A 15,668-nucleotide genomic window follows, 5' to 3' on the forward strand; every position below is an offset into this window, starting at 1 on the left:
CCTATTTTTTATTGGGTGGTAACTAGTTGCTGTAAATCGACGACATCGTCACACATATAATTGCCAATCGCCCAGTACTGAGGCTGAAACCAGGTTTGTGCTGCTGAGTGTAAAGACTGCGCGGTGATTTGGCTTAAATCGGGTTGATTACTCGACGTATTACCATTTCTTAACCAAGCTGTGGCGTAAGACAGTGCGTATGGAATAGGCATATTGACCCGTTCGGCGTTGGATTTTCTTAGTCGATCATGAATGGCGCTAACTTCGGTTGTGCTAGGCGCGGTTTGTCGCAGCTTAATTAATTCATTGAGAACTGTTTTGCTACTTTGTTCGCAGTGCGCAGCATCGGTACGATAGGCAAAGCCTAGGGTTAAACCTTGCGGTGTATTGCGATTGGGAACCAGTGAAAGCCAATAAATATTGCCCGTTTTCTCTCTTAGTCCGTCGAGAAGGCGCTGATGCAATAAATCAGCCATCGCGGTTAACTGCCATTCATTTCCTGCGTTTGCCTTTACAGGTAGATACGCTTGCCAATGGCTATATGCGCCTGTATTGGTCCAGCCTAATTGCACTTCTTTGACCGGCACTTGAGGTAGTGTACTTATCTGTGGCAGGTTTAAATGCTGGGTAGGTAGGCTTGCTAGGTACTGCTCGAGCAAAGCTTCGGTTTTTTTATCATTGGCGACGCCGGTGATGACAAAACGAAACGCCCCCGGATTGCCATAGAGCTGCTGCTTGGCCGTTTTTAATTGGGCTAACGAGGCCTCATAAAAAGGGTTGAGCATTTTTCGATTGCTAGGAAATAAATCCGGCGTTTGATAGCGTAATTGATTTAAGGTATTGGCTAAACTTAATTCATCATTTTTAGCCATGTTTTGTAAAGCCAGCTCACGACTCACCATAGCAGCTTCTTCATTGTCATCGCTGGCGGCGGTCAATGCGAGATAATTGAGCTGTAATAATGCTTCAATATCTTTTGGAATACTCACTCCAGAAAAACCGTGGGTGTCCACGCCAACAAACGGTAGTAGTTTGGTTTGTTTGTTGCTCATGATGCGCTCAATGTCATTTGGGCGCATTCCATCTAATCCGGCGCGTAATAAATACTCTGGCAATATTCTGGCTGCGGGATATAAATTAGTACTCAGCGCGGTGAGTCCGCCCAAAGCCTGCACAGCAAAACCAATGTTTTCTGTTGCACTTTGTGGAGCAATGGTGAGGACTTCAATGCCATTACTTAATTGCCAAAGTGTACTTTTATTGGCGGCATCCTCTATTGAACGAATAATTTTACCTTTGGCGGGTAATTTGTCTAGCAATTGATTTCGTGTGGTATTCGTTGTTACTGGCGTTAAGGTTTCTGCTTGGACTTCAGCGATTAAGTCCTTTAGCCAAAGTCGGTTAATATGGTCATCAGACTGAACTCGCGTGGATTTTAGTGCGTAAACCACTTGATCAGGATAGGCCAAAATATCTGCCATTAATTTTTGCAAATCAGCAGCTTGAGTCGCATCAAAAAAACGCTGGTGTTGAGTTGGGTAATCTGATGGATTGCGAACTGACTCAGCAAAACGATAATGCATAAATAGTTGATTGGCCCAAGCTAAGTTATCCCAATTTGTTCCAATCATGGCTTTTCTGGTTTCAAATGCACTGTTTAATTCTTCAGCACTAAAACCAAATTGTTTGGCGCGAACAATTTCTCGATATAACTGGCGCAATGCATCTTGGCTGCGATTGTTTTTTGCATTAACAAAAAAACCATATTGAATTTGTCTAGTTGGTAAATCCGTGCCGTGCGAATTTAGCCAAATGGCGTCACTGAGTGCACTGTCTTGGTTTTGTGCCAAATTAGAAAGTCGGCGCTGCAAAATGATGCCGATTAATTCACGTTGATAGTCGCGTAAAGCTGCGTCTGCATCACTCATGGAGTCGCTAGGTAAAACCCAATTCCAGCCAACACGTGCTTGTGATAAAGACTGTACTTCATTTTCATTAACTAGGCGTAACTGATTGATTGCGGCTGGGCTTGGGTAGTTAACGGCATGATTGCCGGCAGGCACGGCATTAAAATTTTTTTTGATTTGAGTTTCAATTTGACGTGGATTGATATCTCCAGAAACTAAAATAGCCATTTTTTGAGCTTGATATTCGCGCTGATAAAAAGCATTTATTTTTTCGAGAGGAATGCTTTTTATGATTTTGCTATCACCAATTGGCATTCGATTAGCGTAGTTTTGATTAGGATAAATTGTTTTATATATTGATTGATAGATTGCATGGTCGGAGCGACGAATACGCTCTTCATTCAGTACGACTTCACGCTCGGTATTGAGCTCGTTTTCATCGAACTCGATTTGATATGCCCAATCTGCAAGTAATAGCAGCGCCTGAGCCGCATCATCGGATGAAACTGATAAAATATAAACTGTATTTTCATGACTAGTAAAGGCATTGCTATCGCCACCCCAACGCATACCATGGCTATCTAAAAATGCTTTGACTTGTCCTGCTTTAAAGTTTTTAGTTTGACGAAATGCCATATGCTCAAGCAAATGGGCGACACCTAATTCATCGTCTTTTTCACTCATTGAACCAACATTAACGACTAAACGCATTTCAACTTTATTGCTCGGCTGTTGATTTGGCTTAATAAAATAACGTAGGCCGTTGTTTAGTTGCCCCTGAATAATATCTGGTGCAAGAACCGGTAGGATTTTAACTTGGGTTTGGGCGTAGCCAACAACTGATACCAAACATAAAAATATCGTCGCACAAAAATTACGCATTATTACGCACACCTTATCAATTTTTGATGCATATTCCAGCATCATTTCAATGGGTGCAAGTATTAAAATCAAAAATAAAATTTATGCAACTCCGTATAGGTTTAATAAACCGATAAATTTATTGCCAATCGCCACGTAATAGATGTGTTTCTTGCTCTAGTTTTAATCGGGTCACTGATTCCGGTGCAATGGGTTGACCAACGACTAAGCCGATTTTAGAGAAAATGCCGCGTGGCATCTTGAGCATGGCGGCACCATCTTTACGACTAAAAAAACTACCCCATAAACCTTGTAGCGCCATCGGAATGACTGGTACAGGTGTGGTTTTAATGATTTGCTCAATCCCCGGCATGAAACGATTGATTTTGCCATTGCTGGTAATTCGCCCTTCAGGAAAAATGGCCACGATTTCACCATCCGCTAGAGCTTGAGCGATTTGGGTAAACGCCACGTCTTTCATTTGCGCGCTTTCTTTAGTCGGCGCAATTGGAATGGCATTCGCAGTGCGGCAAATAAAATTCATGATGGGTAGATTGTAAATTCGATGATCCATCACAAATCGAACTGGGCGACGAATTGCGCCAGCGAGAATCATCGCATCCATAAAGCTAACGTGATTGCAGGTTAATACCACTGCGCCATGCTCGGGGATGTTTTCTACGCCTGCCTTTTTGATTCGGTATAAAGTATGCGTCAAAATCCATACCATAAATCGCATTAAAAATTCGGGGATCAACGTGTAAATATAAATCGCGACAAAAATATTTAAAATGCCCGCGAGTAATAATAGTTGCGACACACTCAAACCGGCTTCAAGCAGGGCAATACTCATTCCTGCGGCAACGACCATAAATAATGAATTTAAAATATTATTGGCTGCAATCGCGCGCGAAGTGAATTCATGTTCAGTTCGAATTTGAATTAGTGCGTATAAAGGCACAATAAAAAATCCGCCAAAAACGCCGATCAATAAAATATCAATAATAATTCGCCAGCTAGAGAGGCCGGTCAAGAATGTATAAGCGGTATAACTGGCCGGAGCTAGATTTTGGCTGGCGAAAAATAAATCAATGGCAAATACCGAAAGGCCAATTGAACCGAATGGCACCAATCCCAGTTCAACGGTCGCATCAGATAGTTTTTCACACAGGAGTGAGCCAATGGCCACGCCAAGTGAAAACAAGGTCATTAATAAGGTGTAGACCGAAGCATCGCCATGCAGTGTTTCTTTGGCAAAGTGAGGGAATTGGGTTAGGTAAATGGAGCCAAAAAACCAGAACCAAGAGATACCTAGTAAGCTATTAAAAACGGTTTTATTTTTACGGGTGTGGGAAATGATTTTTGCAGTTTCAGTAAATATATTCCAGCCAATTTTTAAATCCGGTGCTGTCGGCGGTGCGGCCGGCATGGCGCGGCTGCAAAAATAACCCATAATTGCAAAACCCAGACAGGCGATAATAATATAAATTTCACCGTAAGGCTGTTGCTGAATAATCAAGGTGCCGGCAATTTGCCCAAGTAAAATAGCCACAAAAGTGCCCATTTCAATCAGGCCGTTACCGCCTAAGATTTCGTTTTGTTTTAAATATTGTGGCAAAACCGAATACTTTAATGGACCAAAAAAAGCTGAATGAACGCCCATTAAAAATAAACAGCCCATCAAAATCGCTGCATTATGCCAAATAAATCCTAGGCCAGCGAGCAGCATGATGATGATTTCTAAGCCTTTAATCCAGCGTGCCAATAGCGCCTTGTCATATTTCTCTGCCAGTTGCCCAGCCAGCGTTGAGAAAAGAAAGAAAGGTAAGATAAAGATCCCAGCGGCCATATTAATGAGCACCGCACTATTGAGCCCCGCAGTAGAGAGTCCATAGAATGCAATTAAAACCAAAAATGCATTTTTAAATAAATTATCATTAAATGCGCCGGTAAACTGAGTAAGAAATAAGGGAAGAAAACGCTTCTGACTCATTAAGTCAAACTGATTGGGCTGGTGCATGATGATCCACAGGAGGCAACAAAAAAATAGATTGCAATGCGCAATTGATGAACACGCAATGCGCATCGGCTTTAGCGAAAAGCAAAACCCATATCGTACAAGGGTGTGCTCAATTCACCAAGGATGCAAAAATAAATAGACTAAAGCTCAATACGGTGGCCTCACGCAGTTTGAATGCCTGATATGCAGGCCATTGATTTAAATGGGCGTATTGATTTTGCATTCCAATGATTTGGCACCGTCCTACTTAACCAATCAATGCTTTACGTTCGCGTTCTAAATTGGCCAGTAAACGTTGCAAGCTATTTTCAACGGTGCGCGGTAAATCAACAAAACGAACGCCTAATAGCCAACGCACCTTACCATCGGCCATCGTCACCGCGTGCGTAGAGCGAATTTCAATATCCACGGTTGCACAACCTGCGCTGGCTAAATCAAAATTGACTTGATTTAAAACTAAACCCGATGGAAAGCCATCTTTGGGTTCATCTTTAAGCCAAATTCCGGCGCCACCTAAAGAGATATCATGCAGCTCGAGTTGCATTTTTTGCGCGGTAGGTAAATTTAATTCGCAAGTTAATGGATTGGTGATGGGTGTGAGTAAGCGAAAGAACTCTCGGCGCTGCAATTTAATCAAATCGCTAGGAAATTGAATTGTAAATGCAGGTTTACCTTCAAATTGACAGCGTTTGGCATGGCCGACTGAAAACTGAATTTTAACGCTATCGAGGGCGGTAACAAATAAAATCTTGTTGGCTTGAGTCAGTGCCGTATTACTGGCCTCATGGCCACCAACGTCAATAATAAATTGCTGTGCTTTGGTGTCTACATTGAGTACCCGCGACAGCATCATGTCTCGACCGGCATTAAAGTAAAGCGCTAAATTGGCATTGCTTTGCGCTAAATTGCGTAATACATAGGCGATTTCCATAGTGGCTGTAATGCGATAGGGCGCGATATCTTCTTGCTCGGCAATTGGGGCAATGCCGCCATTCTCTTCGTCTGACATCGTATATCCTGTATTGATATTTTTATTCTGCTAATAGTAAATCTAAATCATGGGCAAATACAGCTGCGCCAGCGCCATAATTAACCATCACGCGGGTATTTCCTTGTGGGTCGATTAAATAACTGCCTGCGGTATGGTCCATAGTATAGCTATCGCCTTGTATTTGCTTTTGATAAATGATTCGATATTTTTGTGCCATGTCGGCCAATTGCGCGGCATTGCCATGTAAGCCTAAGAATCGAGCATCAAATGCGGGTATATAAGCGGCGAGTATCTTTTGGCTATCTCTTTCTGGATCGACCGTAACAAATAAAACTTGAACGCGATTGGCTTTTTCGCCCAATTGTTGCATTGCTGATTTTAATTCAGAGAGTGTGGTGGGGCAAACTTCTGGGCATTGGGTGAAGCCGAAAAATAAAACGACGACTTTGCCTTTAAAGTCTTGCAGTGACCGTAGCTTGCCATGGTGATCGGTGAGTTTAAAATCGCCGCCAATGGGGCCATTGCTGATGTCAGCCCCTTTAAACTCAGGCTTGCTACAGCCGCCCAGCAAAATCAATAACCAAGTCATTAGAATTATTTTTTTCATGTGCTGCTCTAATTGGCGTTAAATTGAATCGGGTGGCAATTTAAATTGTTCAAGCTGCGCGATTGCAGTTGGCGAAATAGCCGCATTTGTTGCTTCTGGCGTATAGCTCAGTTCAGCCAGTAATGGCGCGGCAAGCTGTTGTTTTAAATGCGCTAAATTTTCATCGTATCGGCTAAATAGTGGGTCGACTGGATTGGCGATCCATCCGGCCAGCGTTAAGCCCTGCTGCTCGATAGCTTTTGCCGTGAGCATGGCATGATTTAAACAGCCGAGCCGCATGCCAACCACCATAATGACTGGCGCTTGCAAAATCGTTGCCAAATCAGCAATCGTTGCCTGAGTTGATAATGGCGCGAACCAGCCCCCCGCACCTTCAATGATGACGCGATCGGCAAGAGTTGTCAGCTGCTGCGCGCAATTTTTAAGGTGTTGTAAGTCAATGACAACACCCGCTTCTTGGGCGGCAATATGGGGTGAGATCGCTGGCTCAAACAAATACGGGCTACACAGTGCCGCAGGCGCTTGAACATTGCTGGCAGCGCGGTGCATTTCTACGTCCGCATTGATGAGTATATCGCCAGACCTGATACAACCTGAGGCCGCTGGCTTCATACCCACGGTTTTAAACCCCGCATTTACAAAACCACGAATCAGTTGCGCGCTGGCAACGGTTTTGCCAACGTCGGTGTCTGTGCCCGTCACAAAAAATAGCTTGGCGGTCATTCTGACGGTGTTCTCGGACGGAAGTTGATGATTTGGCTGCCATCGGAGCGCGCATTGTTTTTTTGCGTGGGTTTAAACGCATGGCCATAGACGACTTCATAGGTGCACGGCAGCACGCCATCACGGCGAAATGCTTCGTATTGCGCTTGGATTTTTAACCACGCCGCTTTGCCCAGTAAGCCATTGGGCCGGCCATCCATTTTGTTGCTGGCACCAATGTGCTTTAAATCTTGCATCACGTCTTTGACTTTGGCATAGGTCATGGTGATGTACTCCATGTCCATCACCGGCATCGTCAAACCATGTTTGACCAGCGCATCGCCTAAATCATGCATATCGATAAACTGATTCACATGCTGATGGCCATCAATGCCGACAAATGCGCTACGTAGTTCTTTGAGCGTATCGGGCCCTAAAGTGGCAAAAATAATCACGCCGCCGGGTTTTAAGATGCGATTAAATTCTTTAAACGCAGCATCCGGCGTATTGCACCATTGCAGCGTTAAGCTCGACCAAATCAGGTCAACCGATTCGTCGGCCAGCGGAATTTGTTCAATATCAGCGCAAATCGAATTGGCTTTGTTTTTGTCAAAGACCGACAGCCATTGCTTGAGGGTACTGGTTTTGGCTTGCGACGCTTTGAGCATATTGAGCGCTAAATCAAGCTCAATATACTGGGCGTCACTAAAACGCTGGCGTAAGAATGAGCGCGCATGACCGGTGCCGCTGCCGGCATCAAGAATGACTTTGGGGGCCAGATTAATGACGGCAAGGCGGTCAAATAAGCGCTCAACCACTTCTCTTTGCAATGCCGCCGCCGCATCGTAGCTGCTGGCGGCTTTGTCAAATGCGCTGCGAATGCGGTCTTTCTGATTGTAAAACGTCTCGGTCATGTTGGCGCCTTCGCCATTTTGTGTTTTACGATTTCAATGATGCCCGGCAAGATTGAAACAAAAATAATCCCTAAGATGATCGCGCTAAGGTTTTTTTGGATGATTTCTATGCCGCCCAATAAATAACCGGCATAAAGTAGTGAGCCAACCCAAGCTGCGCCGCCGATCACGTTATACGCAAAAAATTTGCGATACGTCATTGCCGCCATACCGGCAACAAACGGTGCAAAGGTGCGAACAATCGGTACAAAGCGCGCAATGATAATGGTTTTTCCGCCGTATTTCTCAAAGAAGTCGTGGGTTTTGCTTAAGTATTCTGGGCGGAATATTTTTGAGTCTTTTTTGGCAAACAAACGATGGCCAAAGTATTTACCAATGGTGTAATTGAGCGCATCGCCCAGTACCGCCGCAATAAACAGCAGCGCAACTAAAAGATGGACATTCATTGCGCCTGTTGCGGCAATCATTCCAGCGACAAAGAGTAAAGAGTCGCCAGGTAAAAATGGTGTGACGACCAGGCCGGTTTCACAAAAAATCACCGCAAATAAGATGGCGTAGATCCAAATGCCATATAGGGCCACCCATTGCGCCAGATACACATCCAGATGCAAGAAAATATTGATGAGATTAAAGTCCATGCAGGGCTCCGGGGTAAGTAGTGGTCAGTTTCTATGCTAGTCGTCGCAAGTGTAGGCTTAGTCACGATACGAAAAAGCGACACAACGACACCAGAAAGTGGCCAAGGCTCAAGAAAAACGCCGACGAAGCTTCGTCGGCGCTGATTGTATGCGATTGAAGGCGCTTAAACTACGGCTTCTTCTTTCACTCTGACGGGTTTGATCATATTGTCACGGGTGATGCCAAACATCAGCAATAGCGGCGAGGCCACAAGGACTGATGAGTAAATCCCAAATACGATGCCGATGGTGAGCGCCATGGCAAAACCATGCAGCGCAGCGCCACCAAACAATAGCATGGATAACACCATGCATTCGGTTGAACCGTGGGTAATGATGGTACGGCTAATGGTGGCCGTAATGGCGTTGTCGATCACTTCCGGCACGCTTTTGCCACGCAAAGCCGGTTGACGGAAGTTCTCGCGAATCCGGTCAAACACCACTACCGATTCATTGACCGAATAACCCAATACTGCCAAGATCCCCGCCAATACCGTGAGGTTAAACTCCCACTGAAACAACGCAAAGCAGCCCAAGATAATCACCACGTCATGCATATTGGCAATCACCGCCGATACGGCAAAACGCCATTCAAAACGCATCGCCAAGTAAGAGATAATCCCGAGGCACACCAAAATAAGCGCAGTGAGACCATGGGTAAATAGCTCGTCCCCAACCGATGGGCCGATAAATTCCACTTTACGCAATTCAACATCGCTGCGATCTTTTTGCAGCGCAGTCAAAACTTCATTGGATAGTTGAGCGCTATTTTTGTCTTTAATATTCGGTAAACGCAGCATGACATCGGTGGTGGTGCCCATCGATTGCACTTGCGCTTCGCCGTACTTTAAAGCATCTACTTGATGGCGAATTTCACTCAGATTGGCGGCTTTTTGGTAGCGTAATTCCATGACGGTGCCGCCAGTAAACTCGATACCAAAATTTAAGCCTTTGGCGACCAAGAAAAACACCGCCAATACAAAGGTCGCCAATGAAATCGCTGTGGTGAGCTTGCCGTAGCTCATAAATGGGATGTCACGTTTTACATGAAAAAATTCAATCATTTTTCGCTCCCGCCTTAAACTGCTAACGTGTTCACACGACGGTTGCCGTAGATGAGGTTGATCATGGCGCGTGATACAAAGACTGCGCTATACATTGAAGTCAAAATCCCGATGCAATGCACCCAAGCAAAACCACGAATCGCACCCGAACCAAAAATCAATAGCGCTAAACCAGCGATCAAGGTGGTGATGTTCGAGTCCAAAATGGTCGCAAACGCATGGTCATAACCGTTTTTGATCGCCAATTGCGGTGTTGCGCCATTGCGTAATTCTTCACGCACGCGTTCATTGATCAGGACGTTGGCATCAATCGCCATTCCCAAGGTCAAGGCAATCGCCGCAATCCCCGGTAAGGTAAGTGTAACGCCCAGTAATGACAGCAAAGCCAGCAAGAATAACAAGTTGGCGCCCAGAGCAAGGGTAGAGACCACCCCAAATACGCGGTAATAGAACATCATAAACACCGCAATCGCGAGGAAACCATACAGCGTTGAGTTAAAGCCCTTGCTGATGTTTTCTTTGCCCAATGATGGGCCGATAGTGCGTTCTTCAACGATATTCATGGGTGCTGCGAGCGAGCCGGCGCGCAGTAGTAGTGCGGTGTCATTGGCTTCGGCAACGCCCATCGAGCCAGAAATCTGCACGCGACCGCCACCAATCTCACCACGAACTACCGGCGCAGTAACGACTTCGCCTTTGCCTTTTTCAACCAAGATCATTGCAACGCGTTTGCCAACGTTATCACGCGTTAATACTTTGAAAATCGCTGCGCCGGTTGAATCTAAACCCAGATGTACTGCAGGCTCGTTTTTGTCATCAAAGCCTGCTTGCGCGTCGTTGATGTTTTCACCGGTGAGCTCAACTTCTTTTTTCAACAAGATCGGCACATTACGCCCATCAGCACGGCGCTCACTCATCAGCTCGTAACCAGATGGCACGTTGCCATTAATGGCTTCAGTGAGTAGCGCTTGATCGTCCTCTACCATACGCACTTCGAGTGTCGCCGTGCGGCCAAGAATGTCTTTGGCTTTGGCGGTGTCTTGCACGCCAGGCAATTGCACGACAATGCGGCCTTCACCTTGCTGTTGAATCACGGGTTCTGCGACGCCCAATTCATTCACCCGATTGTGTAGTGTGGTGATGTTTTGTAATACGGCGTCGTTTTTAAGTTTGGTAATCTCGGCTGCGGGATAGGTGATGACGAGTTTGTAAGTGCCATTTTCGGCAATGTCTTGAACTTTTAGATTGCCCAAGATTTTACGCACCGCGAAATTGGCGGCTTTAAGTGTTGCTTCGTCGCGTAGCTGTACTTCAACGCGATCACGTTCGCGGCTAACTTTGCCGTAACGGATTTTTTTGTCTTTGAGTTCGCGGCGTACATCGCCGGCGGTTTTTTCTAGGGCTTTATCAACGGCCGCTTTCATGTCCACTTCGAGCAAGAAATGCACGCCACCGCGTAAATCCAGACCCAGTACCATCGGCTTGGCGTGTAGCTTAGTCAGCCAAACTGGGGTGTCCGAAATTAAATTCAACGCCACGATATAGTCGTCGCCTAGGGCTGCTTGGATTGCATCTTTGGCTTTAAGTTGGACGTCGGTATCTTTAAAGCGAACTTTAACTGAAGTGCCTTCGAAATAGCTGTCAACTGGCGTGACGTTGATCGCTTTTAAGATGGTGTCGGCACGTGCCACCATGGCATTGCTGACTTTAATCGTTGCACGGGCGCTCGAGATTTGTAGCGCAGGGCTTTCACCGTAGAAATTAGGAATCGTGTAAATCGCTGCAATCAGAATCGACGCAACAATAAGAAGGTACTTCCAAAGAGGATAGCGGTTCATGCATGGGCCCCAACAAATACGGCAGCAAGGCTGCCGTATCATTGATTATTATTTATTGTTTTTTAGGGTGCCTTTTTCCAGGCGCTGACCGATGGCCGCACGCTGAACTAAGATCTCAACATTGTCTGACAATTCAAGCGTAACAAATTGGTCGTTTAATTTAACGATCTTACCAACGACGCCACCGGTAGTGATGACTTCGTCATTTTTTTGCAGTGCTTCGAGCATGGCACGAAGTTCTTTTGCTTTTTTCTGTTGTGGGCGAATCATTAAAAACCAGAAAATCGCAAAAATAGCGATCATTGGCAAAAATGACATAAAGCTTGCTTCTGCGCCTGGCGCAGCAGCATTAGCGAAAGCAGGTGCAATCAACATATGGGTTCCAGTGTGTAAGCCAAACAAAGGCGGACTATTCTAGCGGGTGTCGCCGCTAAAATCCACCGCTCTGCATTTTATCGGCGGCATTCATCATGACTAAGCTGGGGGTAAAAAGTTCTGCGCTGGGTCATAAAGTTCACGGGAAGTCGCTGTTTTGGGGCAAAAAAAGAGCGTGTGTCGTGATTGCCGCGCATCGTCAACACGCCCCTTTGGCATTCTGTGCAAAATACCAACTGTATATTGCAGTATATTCCGGTGGCTTTTATGCATCAAAGGCTACAGATCAATACCCATCGTGCTTAATTGTTGTCGTGCGCAGGCCAATCTTTGCGCGCCATGACCGGTCACGATCCGAAATGGGGTACTGCCCGCGTTTAAGTGTTGTAAGTAAATATCAAATAACGCTGCGCGATTTTCTGGGTTTTCTCGCAATGGATCGGCTTGCCACGGCAAATCGGGCGCGCACAGCAAAATGCCGTCATAGCATGTGGCCAACTCCAATTGCTCAATCTCTGTCGGGCAGTGGCCAAATTTGACTTGCGCCCAAATCCGGCACACCAAAGGCGAAGTATCGCAAATTAAATGCGCATGCTTGGCGGCCATCGCGTTTTCTTGTTGGTATTGCGTTTGCGCAATGGTGATCACCGCGTGGAGGTCGTAATTTTGATGCGAATGGGTCGCAAAATATTCCCGAGCATATTCAGCGACATAGCCGCATTGAAAGTGATCTGCCAAGGCTTTGCCGAGCGTCGATTTGCCACAAGATTCAGGACCAACAATGGCAATGCGCATCATGCTTTTTTGCGCCAATTAAGCCAGCCGGTGATGGCCAAAACGGTCAAGATAAGATACAGCACCGCCGTAAGATGCAAATCTTTATACCAATAAATGCCGGCTGAAATAATGTCGAGCACAATCCAATACAGCCAGTTTTCGATTTTTTTACGGGCTTGCATCCACTGTGCAATTAAGCCAAAAATAAAAACACTGGAATCCAAATAAGGCACGTCAGTGGGCAAAAATTGTACTTGAAATTGCGCCACCAGTAATAACAGAGCAATACCAATGACATTGATATAGAGCCATTCTTTGCGAGTTAAGCGTTCAACCTTGAAATCTGCATGATGGGTTTGACTCCGCCAATGATAAAAACCATAGGCGGCCATACCGGCGTAGACCAACTGCAATAGGCTTTCGCCATATAAATGGACCTCTAAAAATAAATACACATACAACAAGCTGGCGATCATTTGCAAAGGCCATGTCAAACGGTGCTGGCGGGTGGCTAAATAAATAGCCAATAAACTAATTACAAAGCCAAAAATTTCAATCGTACTCATTCAATTTACCGGTTAATGCATTGTGTCGTGAATGCGTGGCACAGCAAGTGGCGCGGCCAGGATTTAAAACCTCGGTTTGCTCACTGCAGCGCGAAATGCTGAAGATCAACAGACGAGCGCCCGAGGGCAGCGTTTTTTAGGCCGCAGACTATATTGAATAGAGAAAAAAAGGAAGCCAGAAATGAAAAGCTTTGCCAATGGCCGCTTTGTCGTTGAAAAAAAATTAGGGCAGGGCCAGTACGGTTTAGTTTATTTGGTCAACGATACCCAGCAGCAGCGGCGAGTCGCACTCAAGGTGCTGCATAGTCACGCGATTGATCAGCTGCAAGCGGCCCAAACCTTATGCCAATTTAAGCACCCCAATCGGGTGACGCTGTACGAAATCGTGGTGGACCAAGGTCATCCTTGTGCTGTTTTTGAGTATCTAGAAGGCCAGACGATGGTTGAGTATGTGCAAGCGACGGGCCCTGTCGCGCCGGTTGTTGCTGTGCAATGGCTATCGCAGATATTGAGCGCGGCCATTGCAGCGGCACAGCAGGGCGTCAATGCCGCCGCCAGTGCGTTGCATAACGTGTTTTTAACCGCGAATAGCTCAGTAAAGCTAATGGATTTTGCCATCAGCCCCGGTGTTTTGTATGGCGATGCGGCTTTGCGCTCTGAGGCAGCAGCCCGCCGCTCCGATGGGCCATCGGCGCTGGTTTTTGCTTATGGCCTGATGTTGTATCAAATGTTAAGCGGTCAAGGTTTAACGCAAGACGCCATGCCTGAGTTAGTGGCGAGCATTGATCGCGGGGTGGTGCCGTCAACGTACAATGCCGCGATTGATCCATCATTAGATCAGTTGCTGATGATGGCGCTGTATGCGGGCGAAACGCCGACTTATCCCGATATTGTGGCCTTGCAAGCGGCACTCACCGCATGGCTACTCAGTAGCGAGCATCAGCATGAGCATGCCGCACAGCGCAATAGCACCTTGGATTTTTTGCTGCGGCGCATGCGGCATACCGCCGATTTTCCATCGCTTTCGCAAACCATATGCGCCATTAATAAACTCAACGATGTTGAGGGTGAGCGCTTGCAAAATCTATCGAGTGTGATTTTGCAGGATTTTTCTTTAACCAATAAATTACTCAAAATGGTTAATTCTGCCAACTACGCTCAATTTGGTGGGTCAATTAGTACGATTTCTCGAGCGATTGTCATTTTAGGTTTTGATACAGTTCGAAATTTAGCCATTACTTTATTGTTGTTTGAGCACATGCAAAACAAAGGGCAGGCCGAGCGTGTACGTGAGGCGGTATTGCAAAGCTTTTTTGGCGGCATTTTAGCGCGCGAACTGGGTTTAAAAAGCGGGTGGCGAGATGTCGAGGAGTTGCTGATTTGCGGGGTGTTTCAGCATTTAGGCCGATTACTGACCTTGTATTATTTTCATGAAGAAAGCTTAGAAATCAATAAGCGCGAAGCGCAGTATCAAGAAAGTGAAACCGTGGCGGCAGAAGCCGTGCTGGGGATGACTTATCGCGAACTGGCCGCTGCAGTGATGCAGACGTGGCATTTTCCGGCACGGATTACCCAAAGCCTGCAGGCATTGCCCAGTGCGCGGTATACGCCGCAAACGCAAGCGGAACGTTTACGGGTATTTGCTAGTCTATCGGTCGATTTATTGCCCTTGGTGAGCTTGACGGGGAAAGCGTCAACGGTGCATTTACAGCAAGTCATTCAGCGCTATGCCGGGGCATTAGCATGGAAAGACAGTGCTTATCATGAGGTATTGCGCTCGGCAGCTCAGCAATACTTGTCTTATTTGTCGATTCTAGGGGTCGATGTCCAAGGCAGTGTATTTGCCCGCAGCATTAAGAAGCTGGTGGCGCATAGCGATATACCTGCAGAAGACGCAGACATAGACGGGATGCAAGCCGCCGTGATTCGCCTGCCAGCGATGCCGACGCCGAGTACGGCGGCAAGCTTAGCGGCAGGGGTGCAAGACATCACCAACACCTTGGTGGGCGAATTTAAACTAAACGATGTACTGCGCATGATATTAGAAACCATGTACCGCAGCGTGGGCTTTGAGCGCGTTTTGTTTTGTACTCGTGACAGCAAGTTAGCTGCGATGGTGGCGCGTTTTGGTTTTGGCGCGGATATTGAACAAGTTTTGCCGCAATTTCAATTTAAATTAGAGCCGGCAATCGATCTCTTTCAGTGGGTTTTGACTCAGCAAGCGGATGTATTGGTTGAAGACATTAATGCAAAAAATATTGCTGAGCGTATTCCGTCTTGGTATCGAGCGCTGTTACCCGCTCAAACTTTGATTGTTTTTCCTTTGGTGTTGGATAAAAAAACCATTGGTTTATTTTACGGTGATAAAC

13 protein-coding genes are annotated in these 15,668 nt (G+C 46.2%); 1 reads left to right on the plus strand and 12 read right to left on the minus strand.

Annotated elements, in window-relative coordinates; all coding sequences use genetic code 11:
• Nucleotides 1-8: 8 nt before the first annotated feature.
• From Q0V82_RS08670 to pnuC, 12 genes are all read right to left on the minus strand, one after another.
• The gene (locus tag Q0V82_RS08670) at nt 9-2,789 is read right to left on the minus strand and encodes a M16 family metallopeptidase (protein ID WP_297574750.1); all 2,781 of its coding nucleotides are present in this window, start codon (nt 2,787-2,789) and stop codon (nt 9-11) included.
• Nucleotides 2,790-2,907: 118 nt separating this feature from the next.
• On the minus strand, nt 2,908-4,788 hold the full coding sequence (locus Q0V82_RS08675; protein ID WP_297574752.1) for an MFS transporter: 1,881 nt from the start codon (nt 4,786-4,788) through the stop codon (nt 2,908-2,910).
• 247 nt (nt 4,789-5,035) lie between these two features.
• Complete coding sequence (locus Q0V82_RS08680) at nt 5,036-5,797, minus strand: flagellar brake protein (protein WP_297574754.1); 762 nt, start codon at nt 5,795-5,797, stop codon at nt 5,036-5,038.
• Nucleotides 5,798-5,819: 22 nt separating this feature from the next.
• A complete protein-coding gene (locus Q0V82_RS08685; RefSeq protein WP_297574756.1) occupies nt 5,820-6,386 on the minus strand; it encodes an SCO family protein in 567 nt (188 codons plus the stop codon).
• A gap of 18 nt (nt 6,387-6,404) precedes the next feature.
• Nucleotides 6,405-7,109 carry a dethiobiotin synthase gene (gene bioD, locus Q0V82_RS08690; RefSeq protein ID WP_297574758.1) on the minus strand — a complete coding sequence of 235 codons (705 nt, stop codon included), beginning with the start codon at nt 7,107-7,109 and terminating at the stop codon, nt 6,405-6,407.
• Nucleotides 7,106-8,002 (minus strand): malonyl-ACP O-methyltransferase BioC, encoded by an 897-nt coding sequence (bioC, locus tag Q0V82_RS08695; RefSeq protein WP_297574760.1) that lies wholly within the window; start codon nt 8,000-8,002, stop codon nt 7,106-7,108. Before bioC ends, bioD begins: the two co-directional genes overlap by 4 nt.
• Nucleotides 7,999-8,640: a DedA family protein gene (locus Q0V82_RS08700; RefSeq protein WP_297574762.1), complete on the minus strand. Its 642-nt coding sequence runs from the start codon at nt 8,638-8,640 to the stop codon at nt 7,999-8,001. Before Q0V82_RS08700 ends, bioC begins: the two co-directional genes overlap by 4 nt.
• A gap of 164 nt (nt 8,641-8,804) precedes the next feature.
• Nucleotides 8,805-9,740, minus strand: coding sequence for a protein translocase subunit SecF (secF, locus tag Q0V82_RS08705; RefSeq protein WP_297574774.1), 936 nt, complete (start codon nt 9,738-9,740; stop codon nt 8,805-8,807).
• Nucleotides 9,741-9,757: 17 nt separating this feature from the next.
• Nucleotides 9,758-11,581, minus strand: coding sequence for a protein translocase subunit SecD (gene secD / locus Q0V82_RS08710; RefSeq protein WP_297574764.1), 1,824 nt, complete (start codon nt 11,579-11,581; stop codon nt 9,758-9,760).
• 48 nt (nt 11,582-11,629) lie between these two features.
• Nucleotides 11,630-11,956, minus strand: coding sequence for a preprotein translocase subunit YajC (gene yajC / locus Q0V82_RS08715; protein WP_173534178.1), 327 nt, complete (start codon nt 11,954-11,956; stop codon nt 11,630-11,632).
• A 279-nt stretch (nt 11,957-12,235) separates the two neighbouring features.
• The gene (locus tag Q0V82_RS08720; protein WP_297574766.1) at nt 12,236-12,754 is read right to left on the minus strand and encodes an ATP-binding protein; all 519 of its coding nucleotides are present in this window, start codon (nt 12,752-12,754) and stop codon (nt 12,236-12,238) included.
• Complete coding sequence (gene pnuC, locus Q0V82_RS08725) at nt 12,751-13,299, minus strand: nicotinamide riboside transporter PnuC (protein ID WP_297574768.1); 549 nt, start codon at nt 13,297-13,299, stop codon at nt 12,751-12,753. Before pnuC ends, Q0V82_RS08720 begins: the two co-directional genes overlap by 4 nt.
• A 181-nt stretch (nt 13,300-13,480) precedes the next feature.
• On the opposite strand from pnuC, the gene Q0V82_RS08730 reads away from it, so the two are divergent.
• The coding region (locus tag Q0V82_RS08730) for an HDOD domain-containing protein (RefSeq protein WP_297574770.1) at nt 13,481-15,668 on the plus strand (2,188 nt) is incomplete at its 3' end.

It is taken from the genome of uncultured Deefgea sp. (genome assembly GCF_947072475.1).
Classification (GTDB): domain Bacteria; phylum Pseudomonadota; class Gammaproteobacteria; order Burkholderiales; family Chitinibacteraceae; genus Deefgea.